Genomic DNA, 14,368 nt, shown 5'->3' on the forward strand with positions numbered 1-14,368 from the left:
GCACAGCCCCGTCACCGGGTCCCGCCGCTCGAGCCCGGCCAGGTGGTGGCGCCGCAGCGCGCCGAGCGCCGACTCCCCGTCCGCCCGGCCGGCGACGACCCGGGCGGCCTCGTCCTCGTGATCGGCGAACGTGTGCAGGACGAGGTCCTCCTTGGCCGCGAAGTACCGGAACAGCGTCGGCTTCGACACCTCCGCCGCAGCGGCGACCTCCGCCACGGACACCTTGTCGTACCCCTTCTCCAGGAAGAGCCTGATGGCGGTCTCGGAGAGGGTCTGACGGGTCCGCTGCTTCTTGCGTTCGCGGAGGCCGGGGGCGGGGGGCGGGGTGGTCATGGTTGTGCAGGGTAGCCGCGGCAGGAGTCCGCGAGCGCGGCGGCGACCTCCCGCACGGCCGGGACGTCCGGCAGGCCCAGCGGTACAGCGCCCCTGGCCAGCACCCCGTGCAGCTCCACCGCCGCGCGCCACAGCCGGCCCGCGTCGGGCACCCCGTCCGCGCGCAGCGCGAACCCGCACCTGATGACGTCGGTGAACACCGACTGCGCCCGCTTGAAGCCGAGCAGCAGCGGAAGGTCCCGGTGCCATCCCGCGGAGCTGCCGGGAGCGACCTCCTCCACCGCCGCGCACCACAGCCGGGTCACCTCGCGCTCCTGCGTCTCCGGGTACCGCATCAGGTGAAGATGGGTCGCCAGGTCGTACAGAGGGTCGCCGAACATCGCCAACTCCCAGTCGATGACCCACAGTTCACCCCGGGCGTCGATGATCAGGTTCTCCCGGTGCAGGTCCCCGTGCACCAGGCAGAAGGGGCGTGCGCCCAGCGCGGCCGCACTGCGCCGAAGCGGCCGGAACACGTACCGGTCGATGCCGAACGCGCGGAACAGGCCCGCGAACGCGTCCGCATGGGCCTCGTAGACGTGCTCCTCGACGAAGGACACGAGGCCGTCCAGGCACGCGGCCGTGTCCCCGTCGCCCGGGCCGCCCTGGAGCGAGACCAGCTCACGGAACACGTCCACGATCTGGCCCGCCAGGTGGTCCGGTACGGGATCCCCAGGAGGGCACAGCCGGCCCAGGGTCTCTCCCTCGATGAAACGCTGCAGCCCCGCCCCGCCGACCTCGATGTACTCGGGCACGCGGCGCACCCGCCGGCTCACCGCGCGGACGACGTCCGCCTCCGAGGCGAAACACCGGCGGTCGAAGCGGACCAGGCCGGCCCGGGCCGCCCGGCTCTTCCAGCGGACGGTGCGTCCGCCCTGCCCGACCCGCAGCGGAAAGACGTAGGTCTCGTGATGAGAGCCCGTCAGCGGCCCCTCGACCGCCGAGGCGTCACCGCAGAGTTCCACCGCCGAACGCCAAGCCGCGCTCGTCCTGCCGTTCGAGTAGACCCGCATGAAAGCTCAGCATCAACGTAGCAACGGGCCACCGCAACGGTGAACTACGCGTCACACCATGGCCGTTGTCCGGCCAGATCCCGCTCGTGCCAGACGCGCAACGCCTTGAGGATTGTCGCCGGGTCCGGCCCCTTGCCGTCGAGGTGCAGTGGTTTCCAGGCCCGCTCCATGGCCCGGAGCACCCGCCCCGCCGCCACGGCGAAGTCACCGTCCGCGGGTGCGGGCCCCAGGGCCAGGGCCGCGCGCATCACGTCCGGGAACACCGACTGCACGTACTCGAAGTCCAGATAGTGGGAGAGGTCGGTCTCCATGCCGCACGTCATGCGCTCGTGCCCCGCGTCCCGCATCGCCCGGGCCCAGAGATCCGTCATGTGCCGGCGCTCGGCGTCGTCGTAGTTCATCCGGACCAGATGCGTCGCGAGGTCGTGCAGCGGGTCGCCGTACAACGCCAGCTCCCAGTCGATCACGCACAGCTGCTCGCGCCCGCCGAGCGCTTTGGCGACGACCACGTTGCCCCGGTGGACATCGGTGTGCAGCAGGGTGAAGGGGCGGTCCGTGAGGGCATCGTCCGGGATGTGCTCCATGAACTGACCGATCGCGTCGTCCGGTACGCCCAGTTCGCGGAAGAGCTCCCCGAAGCGCTCCTCGTTGACGCGGTGCACCTTGTCGTCGGCGAACTTGGCCAGCCAGCCCAGGAACTGACGACTGCACCCCTCCGCCGGCCAGTACGATTCGGGGAGCTCCGGCAGCCGGTCGATCGGCACGGACGCGACCCGTGCGAAGAAGTCGGCCAGCGCTCTCATCCGGTCCTCGCCCACGGGCTCCCCGGGCTCGAGAACCCCCGACAGCGGTTCCCCCGCCAAATAGGTGTGCAGGGACCAGTCGTCGAAGTCGGCGAGGCACCGCGGGACCTGGGCGAGACTGCGACTCACCGCCCGCAGCACCTCGGATTCACGGCGCCACAGACGCGGCACCACCTCCACCGTCTCCACGGGGGTGCGGAACTTTCCCCGGACACCGAAGACCTTGACCCCGACGCCGAGGAGCAGGGCCAGCGGAAGCCCCAGCGGCAGGATCACGTTCGTGTTGTGGTGCCCCGTGAAGACATCCCCTCCGGGGGCGCGCCGCCGTGTCTCCGCGAGCTTGCGGACCAGCGCCTGATGCGCTCTGCGGGGCAGAGGTGACGACATGAGCGCACAGAGTAGCGTGCGGGACGCCTGGTCTCAGCGCGTGTCAGTATCTGGGACGCCCGTGCCGCATGCCGTCGGTTCGGGTCCGGTTGGCGCCCGGTTCAGTCCAGGGGCTGGGCGACGAAGTCCCAGACACGGTCGAACGTCAGCTGTTCGGCGTCCATCAGGGCCTGCCCCTGCCCGCCGTCCTCCCCGAAGACGAACATCTTGGTCTCCGCGCCTTCCACGTCCCGCAGACACACCGGATCCCGGAAGCCCTCCACGTCCCGCTCGTACCGGCCGGGGACGTAGTGCCCCATGAGCAGTTCCTTCCGGTTCAGCAGGTACACCTTCCGCACGGGGGTGCCGCGCAGGGTCCGGAACTCCACCCGTACGTCGATGCCCGCGTCCTTGCGCAGCTTGCCGAGCACCTGCTGCAGGATGAAGCGGTGCGACCTGCCCTGGAGCTGGTTGCGCTGGTCGATCGCGTCGTCGAGCTCCTCGTCGTGGCCCCAGCCCTTCTCCGGGGAGGGGTAGTCGAGACGCTCGTCGGCGCGCGGCAGCATGACGCGCACGTACACGGACCGGGGCGTGAGCCGACGCTCGTAGACCTCGCTCAACGGCTGCCCCAGGGACAGCACCAGCGTCTCCGCGGTCAGGCTCACCACGTCCAGGCGGACGTCCTGCTCGCCGAAGGCGGTCACGAGGTGCGGCCCCAGAATGCTCCGCGCCGACTGCGAGGCCTGCGGCGGCGGCGCGGCGTCCTCGGCCACCGTCGGCGGACTCCCCTTGCTCAGGTTGGCCAACAGCCCGTCGTTCTTCAGCTGTTGCAGCGCCTGACGCACGGTGCCGCGCTCCACCCCGAACTCCTGGGCGAGCACGGCCTGTGTGGGCAGCCTGACCCCCGGCTGCAGGACGCCCGCCCGGATCCGTTCCCGCAGGTCGTCGGCGATGGAACGGGAGGTGGCCCCGGGAGCGGGACTGTTGTTGTCGGTCACCTCGACTGCACCCCTCCCGCCGTGCCAAGTGCCCTCAACTCTACGTCAGTTGGCTGCCAACTCCTCCCTACTTGTCGGATCGAGGGGAGAGACGCAGGTCAGGAGCGCCCGCGCAGAATCTTCAGCAGCAAGCTCAGGTCGTGGACCACATGCACCGCCCCCGCCTCCCTCAGCAGCGCCTCCTTGCGCTCATTGCGCGCGAAGCCCAGGAACGCGACGCCGGCCGCCTGCGCCGCCTCGTAGTCCGTGACCGCGTCGCCGATCATCAGGGCGTCCTCCGGGGCCGCCCCCATGGCGGTCAGTGCCCGGTTGAGGCAGTACGGGTGAGGTTTCAGCAGGCCCAGGTCCGAGGTGCGGCCGTAGATGTGCCGCTCGAAGCAGTCGGCGAGGCCACGTCCTTCGAGGTAGAGGCGCACCGGGTCCGCGGAGTTGTTGGTCGTCACGGCATGGCGCGTGCCGACGGCGCGCCAGGTCTGGATGAGCGGATCCACCCACGACGTCGGCAAGGCCGTGGGGAGGGCGGCCAGCTCCTCCCGGGCCAGGCGCTTCTCCAGCTCCACCACGAGGTCACTGCCCGGCTGCCGCGACGCGAGCCGGATGAGCGCGGCGTGCGGGTCGCCCGCGCGGCGGTCCTCCGCGGTCAGCACGTCGCCGCGTCCGTGCGACTCCAGCCACACCTCCTGCCGCCGCGCGACCTCCTTGGCCGAATCCCCCACGAACAACCGACAGATAGGCCCGTCAAAGTCCCAGAGCACGAACTTCGCACCCTTGACCAACCCCACCAACCCGCTCAGTTCCCGGCGCGATCCCGTCTCATCAGCCACCGGAACAGTCTTCTTCGTCGCATCAGAAGTCACTAGGAGAGTGTCAGGTCGGACGTGATGGTTTCCCAGAGGGCGGTGAACCACTTCTGCGACTCCTCCACGAACGCGCGGTCCCGGTGGCCCGCGCGCTTCTCGAAGGAGAACAGGAGGGCCTGGGTGCCCGTGGCCGAGTACATCTCCAGCTTGGTGCCGCTGTCGATCTCCTCCTCGCGGCGCGTGACCATGTAGTACGACAGGAGCGCCTCCGCGTCGTTGAGCAGGTAGAGCTTGACCGGCGGGGTGAACGGCAGGGCGCGGAAGGTGACCTGGACGTCGATGCCGTGGGAGGAGCGCAGGGAGCGGAGGTTGTGCCGCAGGACCTGGCCCTGGGCGTTGCGGGTGTCGAGCCAGCGCTGGTGGACCGCCGCGTCGTCGGCGCGGTCCGAGCCGTCGGTGTCGTCGGGCACCGCGACCGGGAAGGCTAGGTCGATGTCGCGGCTGGGCAGCAGGATGCGTACGTCGATGGACTCGGGGCGCATCCGGCCCTCGTGGATCAGGCGCAGCGGCTCGCCCAGGGCCAGCATCAGGGTCTCGGAGGTCATGCAGACCGCGTCGATGCGCACCTTGGGCGAGGCGAACGCCTCCACCAGGCGCGGGGCGAGGGCGACCATCGTGGGCTGCGGTTCGTCGCGGGCCGGGGTGGACGGGGCGATGCGTGGCGGGGCGCCCTTGCTGCGGTTGCTCAACAAGCCCGCGGTCTGCAGGAGTTGCAGCGCCTGGCGCACGGTGCCGCGCTCCACGCCGAACTCCTCGGCGAGGGTGGCCTGGGTGGGAAGTTGGTCGCCCGCCTTCAGCCGGCCCTCCCGGATCCGCTCCCGCAGGTCGTCGGCGATCTCCTGAGGCGTGAGCCTTCTGCTGCCGTTCAGTGTCGCGTCCGCGGTGTCCGCCATGTCTGCCACGCCTCCTGGGTCACGACCAAACGCTACAACTTCCCGCGACTTGGCGGGAGTTGTTGGTTACTTGTTTTAGCTTCACGACCAAGTGGGGACAACCATAGTGGAGTTGGTCGCCCACTTGGTGCCAAGTGCACCGAGGATGGTGGGCCAGCAGACCAACCAGCACCAGCCGCAGCCGAAGAAGGAGGAAACGACATGCCTTTCCTGAGCCTCCTCTCCGCGGTGTTCGTGATCACCTTTGAGCAGCTCGTCCAGTGGCACTACGGACCGGCCGGCATCGCAGGTCTGCTTCTGCTGACCATTGGCGTCAAGGCCCGGAACGCCACGTGCAGCTCCATCGGCGGCGTTCTGCTCGCGATCATGGTGGCCGGCCCCGCGCTCCACTGAGAGATCTACCCACTCTGCCTAGGAACTGAGCGTCAGATCTGAACTGATGGTGTTCCAGAGGCTGTTGAACCACAGGTGGGACTGCTCGACGAACGTCGTGTCCCGCAGTCCCGCCCCCTGTTCGAACGCGAACAGCATCTGCCGCAGCCCCTGCGCGTCGTACACGTCCACCCGCTCGTGGTCGATCTGCTCGCCGCGCAGGCTCAGCGTGTAGTACGCGAACAGCGCCTCCGTGTTGTTGAGCAGGTACAGCTTGACCGGCGGAGTGAACGGCAGCGCCCGGAACTCGACGTGTACGTCGATGCCGTGCGTGGCGCGCAGGGCCAGCAGGTTGTGCCGCAGCACCTGGCCCTGCGCGTTGCGCTGCGCGAGCCAGTTGCGCTGCACCGGGCCGCCCACCACCCCGCCCGCCTTCCCCGCGTCCGTCTCCAGGGTCGACTCGGCCGGCCGGGGGAAGGCGAGGTCGATGTCCCGGCTGGGCAGCAGTACCCGCACCCGGACCTTGGCCGGTTTCATGCGGCCCGCGTGGATGAGGCGCAGTGGCTCGCCCATCGCGAGGGTCAGCGAGACCGACGTCAGGCACAGGGCGTCGATCTCCACGTCCTGCTGCCGGAAGGCGGCCGCGACCTTCTGGGACAGGGTCACCATCGTCGGCTGCGGCAGTGCGCCGGGCCCGCTGGACGCGGGCCGCGGATCCTCCGCGACGGTGGCCGGGCTGCCCTTCGAGACGTTGGCCAGCAGTTGCTCGGACTGCAGGATGCGCAGCGCCTGGCGTACGGCGGACCGCTCCACCCTGAATTCGTCCGCCAACTGCGCCTGGGTAGGCATGCGTTGGCCGGGACGTAGTTGCCCGGACCGGATCCGGGCGCGCAGTTCATCGGCCAGCTCGCGGTACGTCCACTGCGTCCGCTGCGGCTCTGGCCGTCCCTCGACGGCGGCATGCTCCGCACTCACAACCAAACACTACAACTTCCCGCCATCTTTAGGGAGTTGAGAAGAAGGTGGTTATGAGTCGCCCTGAAGCGGAGATAAGTATCAGTGAGTTGGTGACCAACTTGAGCGATATGGTCGGACAACCTCGGGGGTTGGCGTCGACCACAAGGGTTGGTCTATGTCACCGCGATATCGCGGGAGTTGGTCACCACTCAGACCTGAAGGAGGTAAGTCCCCATGCCGGTCTTCGCCATCCTCATCGCTGCCCTCGCCATCGGATTCGAGCAGCTCATCCAGTGGAAGTACGGTCCGCTGGGCATCATCGCGTTCGTCGCGCTCTCCATCGGCCTCAAGGCCAAGAACACCATGATCAGCGGCATCGGGGCCGTCATCCTCGTCATGCTGCTGGCCCAGAGCGGCTGACCGGGCTCCCTTCCGGAGGGGAGCCGGGAGCCCGGTCGGTCTCGAACGACCCGCGCGGCCCGTCTCAGAACACGTCGGGGCACCACGGCCGCCGCGGCGTACGCAGCAGGGCGTCGGCAACGGTGGCGGCGCCCGCCTCCTCCTCCACCAACCGGCCCAGGGCGGCGAGCCGCACCGCGGACTCCTCGCCCAGCCACAGAGATCCCAACTCGCTGATGTCGAGGGTGAGTTGGGGGGACGCGGTGCTCGGCACACAGGTCGCGCCGTCGGGAGCCGCCGTCAGCTCGAACCGGCCTCCCGCGAGCCCGGCCCGGTCGCGCACCTCCAGGACGAGCTCCCCGCTCGCCCCGTAGGACCTGGCCTCCAGGGCCCGTACGACATCCAGGATCCGCACCCACAGGAAGTCGGCCTGCGTCACGATGCGGGCGGCCCGCGGGTCGGGCAGGTAGTACGGGAGCAGGTCGTCGGGGGCGCGCCCGCCGCTCTTGACGGCCGTGACCCAGTCGACCGAGCAGACGTGGTGCCACAGCGCGCGCTCGGCGGCCGGGGTGACGCCGGCCAGACGCAGCACGGTCGCGGTGTTGCCCGGCATCTTGGCGTCGTTCCAGTGGTCGTCGCACCGGTACGTGACGAGCCCGTCGACCTCGCCGCGCGCATTGCGGTACACGGCGTGGAACGGGTCCTTCCACGGGTCCTCGGGCGTCGGCCACAGGCCGGTGTGGTACTCCCACCAGTAGGCGTCCCGGGTCACCGCACCCGCGGCCCGCGCACGCAGCCGCTCGTGCAGCTCGGGCCCGATCTTGCGGATCTCCTCGGCGTCCGCGAGATCGATCCGGCCGCCGTCGTCCGGACCCGACCAGCGCGGATCGAGACCGGCCCGCGCCACGTCGATCTCCCAGTGCGTGGTGGTGGACCCGGGCCCGAACCCGTACCGCCCGTAGATCCGGTACTCGGCGGCGATCAGCGTCGCCGCGACGTCACCGCGCGCCTTCGCCTCGGCGAGGTCGTCGGCCATCATGCGGCTGAGCAGGCCGCGGCGACGGTGGGTGGAACTGACGGTGACGTTCGTGATCGCGTCGGTGGGGACCGAGGCCCCGCCGGGGACGCTCATCTCCTGCGCGAACGACCGGAAGGTGGCGACCTGCCGCGTGCCGCCGCCCGCCGGGGCGAAGGCGGCGCGGGTCCGGGCGAGGTCCACGTAGGCGCGGCGCCTGGCGACCGACTCCGGGGACACGGTCGGGGAGCGCAGGAATCCGGTGTTCAGGGCACGGCACCACTCGGGCAGTTCGTCCTCGGTGAGGGGCCGTACGTCGATGTCGGCGGCGGTGCCTTCGGTGCGGGTGGTCATGGGCTCACGCTAGGCGGCACGCCGGGGGTTGTCGCGCGGGTTTCCCCCCGGGCGCCCCGCCGCCGGGCCGTCAGCCGCCCAGCAGGTCGTCGACCTGCGCCTCGCCGTCCCGGTAGCGGCGCGCGATCTCCGCGCTGCACTCGTCCGCCGTGCGCTGCAACTGCTGCCGGCGCCGGGAGACCTGCTGCTCGTAGCGGACGAGGCGGCCCATCGCCGTGTGCAGCTCGTCGTCCGTGCGGGCGTCCAGGTCGGAGAGCTCGACCTCGGAGAGCATCTCGGCGGCCAGCCGCCGGAACTCCTCGCTGTGCGGGGTGCCGAGCGTGACGTGCCGGGCGGAGGACCGGTACCGGGTCGGCTGGTCCCGCAGGATCTCCGAGAGCCGGTCCACGACCGGCGACTCGGGATCGCGGCGCCGGGCCAGCTCGGCCCGCAGGATGTCGATCCGGCCCTGCAGCAGCCGCCGTACGTAGCTCAGGTCCGCCTCGTCCTGCTGGGAGTCGCGGCGCACCCGGCGCAGCTCTGGCAGGCGCAGATCCGACAAGTCGTGCTCGGGAACGGCCGGCAGCTCCGGGCTGTCGGTGCGCTGCACGGGCGGCCGCGCCAGCGGGGTGCCCCGCCCGCTGTGCGTCAGGGAGACAGGGTCCCCGGGCAGCCCCGTACCCCCCGTACTCGATGTGTGGCTCATGGCATGAGCATCCATGGTCTGCTTACCGTCCCCTCGACCGGACTGACGCCGCGCACCTCCGGCGCACCGCGTGTCAGCATGGTGCCACTCCTTGTGCCCGCTCTGTGCGCGAGTACCCCATATCCGCCCCGGATGGGGGGTTCGGGGGTACACCCGGCGGGACGGCATGATGGCCGTATGCGCGCAGTAGTACAGAGGGTCGACGGCGCGAGCGTCGTCGTGGAAGAAGAAGTGGTCGGCGAGATCAAGGGCGAGGGCCTGTGCGTCCTGGTCGGGGTCACGCACGAGGACACCAAGGAGAAAGCGGCCCAACTGGCCCGCAAACTCTGGTCAATCCGGATGCTCGCCGACGAGAAGTCGTGCAGCGACATCGACGCGCCGCTGCTGGTGATCAGCCAGTTCACGCTCTACGGAGATGCCCGCAAGGGCCGCCGCCCCACGTGGAACGCGGCGGCTCCCGGCGAGGTCGCCGAGCCGCTGGTCGACGAGGTGGTGGCACAGCTGCGGGCGCTCGGCGCGACCGTGGCGACGGGCCGGTTCGGGGCACAGATGCGGGTGTCCCTGACGAACGACGGCCCGTTCACGGTCCTGCTGGAGATGTGAGCCCGTGAGCGCTACGGCTCGACGACGACTTCCTGCGCCGCCGCGGTCTCCTCGGCCATGAGCTCCGCGTCGAGGGGCACGTTCCGCTTCACCAGCGCGAGCGCGATCGGGCCGAGCTCGTGGTGGCGTACGGACGTCGTCACGAAGCCGATCCTGCGGCCTTCGGGACCGTCGGCCGCGAGCCGTACGTCCGCGCCGTGCGGCGGCAGGTGCACCTCGCTGCCGTCCAGGTGCAGGAAGACCAGCCGCCGCGGCGGCTTGCCGAGGTTCTGTACGCGCGCGACCGTCTCCTGGCCGCGGTAGCAGCCCTTCTGCAGGTGAACGGCCGAGCCGATCCAGCCCAGTTCGTGCGGGATGGTGCGGTGGTCGGTCTCCAGGCCGAGCCGCGGCCGGTGCTGCTCGACGCGCAGCGCCTCGTAGGCGAGCAGCCCGACCGCCGGCCCGTTCTGCGCCACGTACGACTCCAGGTCGCCGCGGGGCAGGAACAGGTCGCGCCCGTACGGGGTCTCGCGTACCGCCACCCCGTCCGGCACGGGCGCGATGGATCCGGCGGGCAGGTGCACGACGGCCGACTCGTCGGTGCGGTCGGCGACCTCGACGCGGTAGAAGAACTTCATCGACTCCAGGTACGCGAGGAGGGCCTCCTGCGTACCGGGCTCCACGTGCATCCACGTCGTCGTGCCGTCGTCGACGAGGTACAGGGCGTGCTCGATGTGGCCGTTGGCGGAGAGGATCAGCGCCTCGGTCGCCTGCCCCGGCGGCAGGTCGGTGACGTGCTGGGTGAGCAGCAGGTGCAGCCAGCTCAGCCGGTCGTCGCCGGTGACGGTGAGGACGCCGCGGTGCGAGAGGTCGACGACGCCCGCGCCGTCGGCGAGGGAGCGCTGCTCGCGGAACAGGTCGCCGTAGTGGGCGGCGACGCCTTCGTCCACGCCCTCACCGGGGACGGCGCCGGGCAGGGTCAGCAGGGGGCTGCTCGGTGAATGTCGCTGCATGTTCACTCACACTACGACGAGCGGGCGGACGCGCTTATTCCTTCGCGGATTCCTGATCACGGGTGCAGTTCTCGCACCGGCCGAAGATCGCGAAGTGTTTGAGGTCGGTGTCGAAGCCGAACTCCGCGCGCAGCTTGGCGGTGAACTCCTCGGCGACGCCGACGTCGGCCTCGATCACGTTGGTGCAGTCCCGGCACACCATGTGGATGTGGTGGTGCCGGTCGGCGAGGTGGTAGGTCGGCGCCCCGTGGCCCAGGTGCGCGTGCGAGACCAGCCCGAGCTCCTCCAGGAGCTCGAGGGTCCGGTACACCGTCGAGATGTTGACCCCCGACGCCGTCTTGCGCACTTCGCACAGGATGTCGTCGGGGCTCGCGTGCTCCAGGGTGTCCACGGCTTCCAGGACAAGCTGTCGCTGCGGCGTCAGCCGGTAGCCGCGCTGCCGCAGATCGCTCTTCCAGTCGATGCCTTCGGTGCTCACCACGCCACCGAGTCTAGGACTACTTGAAGAAGGCGATGCCGTCGTCGGGCATGTCCGGGAGGTTGCGGGCCATCTCGGCGACCTCGTCCGGGGAGACGACCTTCTTGAGCTGGGCCGACATGTAGGGGCGCAGCGGAACCTCGGGGGTCTGCTTCTCGCCGACCCACATGAGGTCGCTCTTCACGTAGCCGTAGAGCCGCTTGCCGCCGCTGTACGGGCCGGAGGCGGCGGTGCGGGCCACGGCGTCCGTCGCCAGGTCGATCTGCGGCTTCTTGTCGGCCAGCTCGCCGTACCAGACCTCGACGACGCCGTCGTCGCGGACCATGACGACCTCGACCTTGCGGTCCTTGCCGACGCGCCAGAAGCCCGACTCCGACTCCAGCGGCTTGACCTTGTTGCCCTCGCTGTCGAGGACCCAGCTGTGCGAGTGGTACTCCAGGAAGTCCCGCCCGTCGTGGGTGAAGGAGACCTCCTGGCCGAAGTTGGCCTTCTCGGCGCCGGGGAAGTCGGTGACGCCTGCGCCTGCCCAGTCACCCAGGAGGAACGCGAGCGGGACCAGGTCGGGGTGCAGGTCGGACGGGATCTGGATCATGATCTGGGGATTTCCTCGACGGGGGCGGCGGGTGCGGCAGGTGTCAGCGCTGGCCCTGGTACAGCTTCTTCACGGTCAGACCGGCGAAGGCGAGAACGCCGACGCAGACCAGGACAAGGAGAGCGGAGAAGAAGGCCTCAAGCACGGGTGCTCCTCGGTGAGCGGTACTGGCGGATCGATGCGGTTACAGAGCCGGGCCCCACTCTAGTCGGGTGGGGCCCGGGGCTCTCGGCGAGGTCCGCCGGTCGAGGTCGGGCGGGCTCGGCGTCAAGCAATCGGCATCAGGCGGTCGCGGTCAGCCGAGCAGTTCGCTCTGCAGGGCGACGGTCTGCTGGAAGGGCACCGCCGGGGCGGTCCCCTTCCGCGCCTGGATCACCAGACCGACCATGTCCCCGGCCACGAGATACGCCTGCCGTACGTGGGCGGCCCCGTGCGGGCTCGGCTCGTCGAACGGGTACACCGTGACGTCCGCGCCGTGCGCGTCCTCCGGGAAGTACTCGTCGTACTCGGCGCTCTGTGCCCCCCGCAGGTAGCGCTGCGGGCTTGTCCCGTCCGCCAGGTCGTCGGCGACCGCGGTGGCCTGGGCTCCCGTACCGAAGTGGAGCAGGAAGATCCGGGTGCGGGTGCCGTCCGGCATCGTCCAGGCGCGGCCGGTGATGTGGCGCAGACCCGCGTCGTTCAGATCGGTGCTCAGGTCCTCGCGCTCGTCGGCCTCGAACTGGGCGAGGAACGACTTGGTACTCATCCAGCCGCCGTCGGTGCGCAGCCCCGGGTCGGGGCGGGCCCCGGCGGGCGCGGGCAGCACCAGGGCGCGCGGGTCCGCGTAGTGCGCCTGAGCGGGGTTGCGCTGGTCGAAGGGGCGCGGGGCGTCCTTGGGCAGGGCGGGCCGTTCGAGCACCGGATAGTCCCAGCGGCCGTCGGACTCGGTCGCGAGGCCGGGCAGGTCGGACCGCTTCTGCTCGGTGAGGCCGTAGGCGGTGCCGCCCGCCACGGCGGCGAACACGACCACCGCTGCCGTCCAGCGCAGTGCGGCGCGCAGACCGCGACGCGGGCGGGGCGGGCGGGGTGCAGCGGCCGGTTCCGTTCCGACCGGCTCCCGTGCGGCCGGGTCCGAAAAGGCCGGGTCCGGGGCGGCCGGGGTGTCCTGCACCGGCGTCATGGTCTGGTCCTCGCTCATACCGACTCCCCCACCTGGCCGAGCCGGTCCAGCTGGGCACGGAGCAGCTCGGCCGGTTCGCCGGAGGCCACGAGGCCCTGCCCGTCCATCTTGCTGTAGGGATTCTTCTTGGTCCCGTACGCCGAGAACGTCACCAGGACGTCACCCCGGTAGGCGGAGCAGAACATCGCCTCCAGTTTCTCCTCGCTGTCATCGGGCGGCAGGTAGCAGTGCGCGTCCTTGTACCCCTTGATCACGGGGCCCTTGCGGACGATGCCGATCGCACCGATCGCGGACGACTGCGAGCGGGAGATGGCGCGGGCCGTGCCGCTGCCCTGCATCCGGGAGAGGGACATCGTGACGACGATGCCGCCTCCGGCCATGTCCTGGGAGGCGTACGAGCGCATGGCCATGCTGCTGATCCGCTGCCGGTCGAGCTCCTTCTCCATGGCCCGGCGCTCGGTCAGCGGCAGGAAGCGCAGCGCCTTCTTGCGCAGGGCGGTGGCCTCCCGCCCGGTGAACTCCTTGTCGCTGCCGAACTCGTCCATGTCGGGCCCCTCCTCGTAGCCGGCCGGGATGGGCAGCAGGGACGAGCCGACACCCCGGTGTCCCGCCGTGTCGGCCGCGTCGTGGCCGCGCGAGGGGAACTGCCAGCGCGGCTCGCCCGGGTCCCGGTCGGCGGTCGCCACTCGCGACGCCGTGACACCGATGCCGGTGCCGGCGGCGCCCAGGACGAGCGCGGTCACGGCGAGGCCCACGATCAGGCGCCGCCGTGACCGTCGCGCCACGGGCGCCGGTGCGGCGGCCGGTGCGGTGGCCGGATCCTGGCCCGGTGCCGCCTGCTCCGGCTCCGCGTCGCCGGGCTGGTGCTGGGTCTCGCTCACATCCGCCCCCACTGTGCGCGGGCCAGCTCCACGGCCCGCTTCTTGTTGATCGGCCGGTCGCTGCTGAACCAGATGTCCATCACCAGATCGCCCCGGCTCGCGACGGCCTCGCCCTCGTAGCGTCCGCTCTCGGCGTCCACCCGGCTCCCGACGTAGACGGCACCGAGCCCGGACCCGGGGATGTAGTCGGGCAGCGCCTCGCCGAAGCCTTGCTCCACGAAGTTCTGTTGCGAGGTCGCGGCCTCCTGGGCGGCGGTGCTCTCCAGGTCGCGGTACTGCGTGAGCCGGATGTCGACGTCCAGGGCGCCTTCGGTCCACTGCACGTCCGCCGCGCGCCGGAAGCCGGCCTCCAGCAGACCGGAGAAGGCCCGTTCCGGCCGCTCGTACGTCGAGGCGACCTCCGCCGCGTCCATCCAGGCGTCGGCACCCCTGCCCCCGGACTTGTCGCGGGCGCCCCGCGGTGCCGGCACCAGCAGCCGGCGCAGGTCCCCCTCGGTGCGCACGGCGCGGTCCCGCGTGGCGGACAGCGGCTGCGGCGTGCCCTTGGCCTGCTTCAGCGCCGGCTGGGACAGCGAC

18 protein-coding genes are annotated in these 14,368 nt (G+C 70.8%); 3 read left to right on the plus strand and 15 right to left on the minus strand.

Going from position 1 to position 14,368, the window contains the following annotated elements; genetic code table 11:
• From G3I40_RS38855 to G3I40_RS38880, 6 genes are all read right to left on the minus strand, one after another.
• Positions 1–333, minus strand: a 333-nt coding sequence (locus G3I40_RS38855) for a TetR/AcrR family transcriptional regulator (protein WP_164559520.1), incomplete at its 3' end; no start/stop codon positions are given.
• Positions 330–1,385 (minus strand): phosphotransferase, encoded by a 1,056-nt coding sequence (locus G3I40_RS38860; RefSeq protein WP_164559521.1) that lies wholly within the window; start codon positions 1,383–1,385, stop codon positions 330–332. The genes G3I40_RS38855 and G3I40_RS38860, both read right to left, overlap by 4 nt.
• Positions 1,386–1,429: 44 nt before the next feature.
• Positions 1,430–2,575, minus strand: a complete 1,146-nt coding sequence (locus G3I40_RS38865; RefSeq protein WP_164559522.1) for an aminoglycoside phosphotransferase family protein — start codon at positions 2,573–2,575, stop codon at positions 1,430–1,432.
• A gap of 101 nt (positions 2,576–2,676) precedes the next feature.
• Entirely contained in the window at positions 2,677–3,552 is an 876-nt protein-coding gene (locus G3I40_RS38870) for a winged helix-turn-helix domain-containing protein (protein ID WP_164559523.1), read from the minus strand.
• 98 nt (positions 3,553–3,650) lie between these two features.
• A complete protein-coding gene (locus G3I40_RS38875; protein WP_343245158.1) occupies positions 3,651–4,376 on the minus strand; it encodes an HAD family hydrolase in 726 nt (241 codons plus the stop codon).
• A 32-nt stretch (positions 4,377–4,408) separates the two neighbouring features.
• Positions 4,409–5,305 (minus strand): winged helix-turn-helix domain-containing protein, encoded by an 897-nt coding sequence (locus tag G3I40_RS38880; protein WP_164559525.1) that lies wholly within the window; start codon positions 5,303–5,305, stop codon positions 4,409–4,411.
• 201 nt (positions 5,306–5,506) lie between these two features.
• Here G3I40_RS38880 and G3I40_RS38885 point away from each other — a divergent pair, with 201 nt between their 5' ends.
• Positions 5,507–5,698 (plus strand): hypothetical protein, encoded by a 192-nt coding sequence (locus G3I40_RS38885; protein WP_164559526.1) that lies wholly within the window; start codon positions 5,507–5,509, stop codon positions 5,696–5,698.
• An 18-nt stretch (positions 5,699–5,716) separates the two neighbouring features.
• Here G3I40_RS38885 and G3I40_RS38890 read toward each other — a convergent pair whose 3' ends face one another.
• The gene (locus G3I40_RS38890) at positions 5,717–6,658 is read right to left on the minus strand and encodes a winged helix-turn-helix domain-containing protein (RefSeq protein ID WP_164559527.1); all 942 of its coding nucleotides are present in this window, start codon (positions 6,656–6,658) and stop codon (positions 5,717–5,719) included.
• A 210-nt stretch (positions 6,659–6,868) separates the two neighbouring features.
• Here G3I40_RS38890 and G3I40_RS38895 point away from each other — a divergent pair, with 210 nt between their 5' ends.
• Positions 6,869–7,054, plus strand: coding sequence for a hypothetical protein (locus G3I40_RS38895; protein WP_164559528.1), 186 nt, complete (start codon positions 6,869–6,871; stop codon positions 7,052–7,054).
• Between the two features lie 64 nt (positions 7,055–7,118).
• Here the strand turns inward: G3I40_RS38895 and G3I40_RS38900 are convergent, their stop codons facing one another.
• Both G3I40_RS38900 and G3I40_RS38905 read right to left on the minus strand, forming a co-directional pair.
• On the minus strand, positions 7,119–8,402 hold the full coding sequence (locus G3I40_RS38900) for a GNAT family N-acetyltransferase (protein ID WP_164559529.1): 1,284 nt from the start codon (positions 8,400–8,402) through the stop codon (positions 7,119–7,121).
• A gap of 70 nt (positions 8,403–8,472) precedes the next feature.
• The gene (locus G3I40_RS38905) at positions 8,473–9,087 is read right to left on the minus strand and encodes an ABC transporter substrate-binding protein (RefSeq protein ID WP_164559530.1); all 615 of its coding nucleotides are present in this window, start codon (positions 9,085–9,087) and stop codon (positions 8,473–8,475) included.
• Between the two features lie 177 nt (positions 9,088–9,264).
• Here G3I40_RS38905 and dtd point away from each other — a divergent pair, with 177 nt between their 5' ends.
• Positions 9,265–9,690, plus strand: coding sequence for a D-aminoacyl-tRNA deacylase (gene dtd, locus G3I40_RS38910; RefSeq protein ID WP_164559531.1), 426 nt, complete (start codon positions 9,265–9,267; stop codon positions 9,688–9,690).
• Between the two features lie 11 nt (positions 9,691–9,701).
• On the opposite strand, the gene G3I40_RS38915 is transcribed toward dtd, so the two are convergent.
• The 6 genes from G3I40_RS38915 to G3I40_RS38940 all read right to left on the minus strand — a co-directional run.
• Positions 9,702–10,682: a folate-binding protein YgfZ gene (locus G3I40_RS38915; protein WP_164559532.1), complete on the minus strand. Its 981-nt coding sequence runs from the start codon at positions 10,680–10,682 to the stop codon at positions 9,702–9,704.
• A gap of 34 nt (positions 10,683–10,716) precedes the next feature.
• Complete coding sequence (locus G3I40_RS38920) at positions 10,717–11,163, minus strand: transcriptional repressor (RefSeq protein ID WP_164559533.1); 447 nt, start codon at positions 11,161–11,163, stop codon at positions 10,717–10,719.
• Positions 11,164–11,179: 16 nt separating this feature from the next.
• The gene (locus G3I40_RS38925; protein ID WP_164559534.1) at positions 11,180–11,752 is read right to left on the minus strand and encodes an FABP family protein; all 573 of its coding nucleotides are present in this window, start codon (positions 11,750–11,752) and stop codon (positions 11,180–11,182) included.
• 295 nt (positions 11,753–12,047) lie between these two features.
• On the minus strand, positions 12,048–12,929 hold the full coding sequence (locus tag G3I40_RS38930) for a hypothetical protein (RefSeq protein WP_239092196.1): 882 nt from the start codon (positions 12,927–12,929) through the stop codon (positions 12,048–12,050).
• Positions 12,926–13,792, minus strand: coding sequence for a hypothetical protein (locus G3I40_RS38935; protein ID WP_164559535.1), 867 nt, complete (start codon positions 13,790–13,792; stop codon positions 12,926–12,928). Before G3I40_RS38935 ends, G3I40_RS38930 begins: the two co-directional genes overlap by 4 nt.
• Positions 13,789–14,368, minus strand: a 580-nt coding sequence (locus G3I40_RS38940) for a hypothetical protein (protein WP_164559536.1), incomplete at its 5' end; no start/stop codon positions are given. The genes G3I40_RS38940 and G3I40_RS38935, both read right to left, overlap by 4 nt.

It is taken from the genome of Streptomyces sp. SID14478 (genome assembly GCF_010548525.1).
Lineage (GTDB): Bacteria > Actinomycetota > Actinomycetes > Streptomycetales > Streptomycetaceae > Streptomyces.